The sequence below is a fragment of the Aliidiomarina sp. genome (assembly GCF_047920995.1).
Classification (GTDB): domain Bacteria; phylum Pseudomonadota; class Gammaproteobacteria; order Enterobacterales; family Alteromonadaceae; genus Aliidiomarina.
Genome location: NZ_JBLRWZ010000071.1, coordinates 1 through 2,420 on the forward strand (window position 1 = coordinate 1; position 2,420 = coordinate 2,420).

A 2,420-nucleotide genomic window follows, 5' to 3' on the forward strand; every position below is an offset into this window, starting at 1 on the left:
GGCGGCGTAAATCTCATTTCTGCAAGCACCATGTATATCTTTGTGGCGATATTAGCGGTAATTTTCATTTACCACACTTGGCAAACTTGGGCGATTAACGTAGAGCATTTGCGTGCAGGCGTTCCTGAGCTAGAAAAGTATTCCTTTCGGCAGGTTGGTATTTTAAATATCGCCTACTTTGCTACCTTTGGCTCAGAACTAGCTGTGGTTTCTATGCTGCCGCTATACTTCTTGCAAACATTCGAAGGCTTAAACCCTGTAACAGCCGGTTTATTGGCTTCTGGTTTCGCCTTTATGAACTTGGTTTCTCGGCCTATGGGTGGTTGGTTCTCGGATCGTTATGGCCGCCGCCGCAGCCTGCTGATCATGATTTCTGGTTTAGCGGTGGGCTACTTTATGATGGGCCTTATTGATAGCCACTGGTGGATTCTAATCGCCGTGTTAGTAACCATGGCATGCTCATTCTTCGTGCAAGCAGGCGAAGGTGCCGTATTCGCAATGATTCCGTTGATCAAGCGCAGCATGACCGGGCAGATTGCTGGTATGGCAGGCGCTTATGGTAATGTGGGTGCAGTGGTGTACCTTACTGTATTAAGCTTTGTAAGCTACAGCACCTTCTTTTATGTGATTGCTGCCTCTGCTTTAGTGGGCTTGGTTGCCGTGTACTTCATGGAAAATCCGCGCGGCCATATTGCCGAAGTAATGCCGGATGGTACCGTACATACCATTGAAGTTGGCCATAAATAAACGCAAATCAATCTGTGCAGCAGGAGTGCAAAACGCTAATGCAACTCGATTATTATGTGCTTTGCGATGAAGGCGGTAAACAAGGCAACGAAGATGCCGCTGCTGCCGAAATGCCAAGCGATGCACATATTCTCACCTATAAAGGCGCCGTATTTGCGGTTGCTGATGGTGTAAGCAGTGCCGAGGCCGGTAAAGAAGCCTCGGCCACTGCCGTTCGAGCGTTTATCAGCGATTACTTCAAAACCCCTGATACTTGGTCGGTAAGCCATAGCGCTGGCCAAGTGCTATCTACCATCAACTTGCGCTTGTATCGCCACAGCCATGCGTTTGCCAATACCATGAAGGGGCAGCTATGCACCTTTAGCGCACTGATTATTAAATCGCATACCGCACATATCTTTCACGTTGGTGATAGCCGTATTTATCATTACCAACAGCATGCCTTGCGCCAACTCACTACCGACCATACCGCACACTTAAGTAACGACCGACACTTCCTAGCTCGTGCATTGGGGATGGATGGTAACTTACAGTTGGATCATCAACAGGTAGATTTGCAGGTGGGCGATAAATTACTGCTCAGCTCTGATGGTTTACACGAATTTATTGATAGTGCTGCAATAGCAGGTGTTTTGGAGCAACCGCTAACTTCCGAGCAAGCCGCGGAAGAGTTGCTTAAACGGGCGATAGCCGCGGGCTGTGATGATAACATTAGCATTATCGTAGTTGCCGTAAACGAGCTCCCTAATGAAGATATTGATGATTATCATGAGCGGTTAACCCGATTACCATTTCCGCCTGCGTTTGGCGCCGGTATGAAAGTAGATGGCTTCTTGATTGAGAAAGAACTGTTTGCTAGCAGCCGCAGCCACCTATATTTAGTGCGGGATGAAGAAACTAACGAAATCGCAGTAATGAAAACACCTTCGGCGAATTTCGAAGATGATAGCAGCTATATCGAGCGTTTTATTCGCGAAGAGTGGATTGGTAGCCGCATTAATAGCCCGCATGTAGTAAACATCATTCGCCAACGCCGGCAACGCAGTTTCCTGTATTATTTAATGGAGTATGTAGAAGGGGAAAGCTTAGAGAAGTGGTTGGAGCAAAACTTCCCTGTAAAGCCGAAGCGCGCGTTAAGTATTCTTGAACAAATTGCCACTGGCTTGCTGGCATTTCACGATTGCGAGGCCATTCATCAAGATTTAAAGCCCGGTAATATTATTATTTGCCAAGATAACAATGGTACCGAGCACATTAAAATTGTCGATTTCGGCTCTGTATTTGTAGCTGGCGTTGCGGAAATTTTTCTGCCATTCGAACATGATTCCGTGCTCGGTACCGCCGCATATTCTGATCCCCAGTATCTCACCGGTAAAAATTCGGCAATTCAAGGCGATGTATATGCATTAGCTACGGTAGCGTATGAGCTTTTTACCGGCAAACTGCCCTATGGCAATAAAATCGAAACCTGTAAAACCCCTAGTGATTATGATCGGCTACGCTATATCAGTGCCCGAATTGCTAACCCGGCGGTTCCGGTATGGCTAGATCGGGCACTGGAAAAAGGCGTTTCTTTTGATTTACAGCAGCGCTATACCACCCTTGCCGGGCTAATGCGTGATTTACGCCAGCCCAACCCAGAGTTTCTGCGCGACGAAGTAAAGCAAAGCACC

Annotated in this window: 2 protein-coding genes; both read left to right on the forward strand. The window is 47.3% G+C overall.

All coding sequences use genetic code 11. The annotated features are described in order from the left end of the window. On the forward strand, nt 1-747 hold a 747-nt coding region (locus tag ACNA7P_RS11095), incomplete at its 5' end, for an MFS transporter (protein WP_416258687.1). A gap of 38 nt (nt 748-785) precedes the next feature. Further along, on the forward strand, nt 786-2,420 hold a 1,635-nt coding region (locus ACNA7P_RS11100), incomplete at its 3' end, for a protein kinase domain-containing protein (protein WP_416258688.1).